We start from the raw sequence: 1,642 nt of genomic DNA, 5'->3' as shown, positions 1-1,642 counted from the left end.
GGCGGGACGAGCGGGACGGGGTCAGGTTCGGGGTCGGGGTCCGGCGGGACGGGCACCGCGCCGGGCGGTCACCGCCGGCGAGGTCATCAGTCCTCCGGCCGTCTCGGCCTCGGCGCGGGCACGGTCCTTCGGCGGCAGCCAGCGGCCCGGCGTCCGGCCCTCCGGGTCGGGCAGCACCGCCTCCTTGCGGATCAGGTCCGCCTCGGAGACCATGCCGATCGGCCGGTCCTGGTCGTCGAGGACCGGGACGGCCGTGATGTCGTTGCGGTGGAACAGGCCCACGACCGCCTTGAACGGCGTGTCAGGCCTCGCGGTCACCACTTCCTGGGTCATGACGTCGTGAACGCTCCGGTGCTGCATGGTCCTTGCTCCTCCCTCGTCGGGTCTGCCCCTCCACTGTGCGTCGGCGGTCGCGGCCGGTGCAGGGCCGTTCGGTCCTGCTCGCCGGGCCGACCTGCCTCGGACGGCCCGGCGCGCGTCAGCCGCGGGACCCCGTACGGTCGGTGACCGAGACGACGCCGTCGATCGACCGGCAGAGCCTGTCGACGACCGCCGCCAGGTAGGGCGGGTCGATCGTGCCGCTGAGCGTGACCCGGCCCTGGTCGACCTGGAGGTCCACGGCAGCCGGGTCGATGCCGTCGATCGCGCCGAGCACCTCGTCGGCGATCTGCTTGGCGATGGCCCGGTCGTCCCGGAGGAAGACCTTCACCAGGTCGGCCCTGCTGACCATGCCGACCAGCCGGCCGTCCGCGTCCACGACGGGCAGCCGCTTCACGCCGTGCCTCTCCATCTGCCGGGCGGCGGCGACCACGCTGGCGTCGGCGGTGATGCACACCGGCGGGGCGGACATCAGGCCGGCCGCCGTGGCCCGGTCACCCTCCCGGCGGGGTACGGCACGCATCTCGTCGGGATCGTCCTGGGCGGCCTGGGTGTGCAGCAGGTCCGCCTCGGAGACCACCCCGACCGGACGGTCCGCCCCGTCGACCACCGGTACGGCGCTGATGCGGTGCACCGCGAGCGTGGCTGCGATCTCGCGGAACCCGGTGTCCGGCGGGACTCGGACCACCTCCCGGGTCATGACGTCGGCCACCTGTCGGTGTCTCACGGTCGGTCTCCTTACCTCGTGCGCGGTTCCCTCTCCGTCCCCGGCCGGCCGTACGGCGGGCCGGTCAGGGTCCGTGGACGGCGGACGTCGGGCTGTCCGTGTTCACGGCCTGCGGTCCTCACGTGCGGAAGAACGCGACCTTGAGCGCGCCCGTGCGGGCCGGGTCGGCGAACACGTCGTAGCCGTCCTGCATCTCGTCGAGCCCGAACCGGTGGGTCACGAGATCACCGGTGGACAGCCGGCCGGCGGCCAGCATGTCGAGCAGCAGAGGGGTGCTGCTGGTGTCCACCAGACCGGTGGTGATGGTGAGGTTCCGGATCCACAGGTCCTCGAGGTGGAGAGTGGCGCTCCTGCCGTGGACGCCGACGTTCGCCACCCGGCCGCCCGGCCGCACCAGGCGGGTGCAGAGTTCGAAGGTCTCGGGGAGGCCGACCGCCTCGATCGCGACATCGGCGCCGCGGCCGTCCCTGCCGAGCCCGTCCGCGGCCGCCCTCTCCACGTCGTCGGGGCTCAGGGCGCTGTCGGCGCCCGCCCGGC

The 1,642-nt window shown here is 73.8% G+C and carries 3 protein-coding genes; all 3 read right to left on the bottom strand.

Annotated features, from left to right (window positions below; translation table 11 throughout):
- Positions 1 to 21: 21 nt before the first annotated feature.
- Positions 22 to 360: a CBS domain-containing protein gene (locus ABZ641_RS36420; RefSeq protein ID WP_359988802.1), complete on the bottom strand. Its 339-nt coding sequence runs from the start codon at positions 358 to 360 to the stop codon at positions 22 to 24.
- A 118-nt stretch (positions 361 to 478) separates the two neighbouring features.
- The gene (locus ABZ641_RS36415; RefSeq protein ID WP_359988800.1) at positions 479 to 1,105 is read right to left on the bottom strand and encodes a CBS domain-containing protein; all 627 of its coding nucleotides are present in this window, start codon (positions 1,103 to 1,105) and stop codon (positions 479 to 481) included.
- Between the two features lie 118 nt (positions 1,106 to 1,223).
- Positions 1,224 to 1,642: zinc-binding dehydrogenase (locus tag ABZ641_RS36410; RefSeq protein ID WP_359988798.1), on the bottom strand; the 419-nt coding region annotated here is incomplete at its 5' end.

It is taken from the genome of Kitasatospora sp. NPDC007106 (assembly GCF_040634455.1).
In the GTDB taxonomy this organism is placed as follows: Bacteria; Actinomycetota; Actinomycetes; order Streptomycetales; family Streptomycetaceae; genus Kitasatospora; species Kitasatospora arboriphila.
Note: the sequence above shows the minus strand (reverse complement) of the source record. Positions and strands in the feature narration are given on the sequence as shown.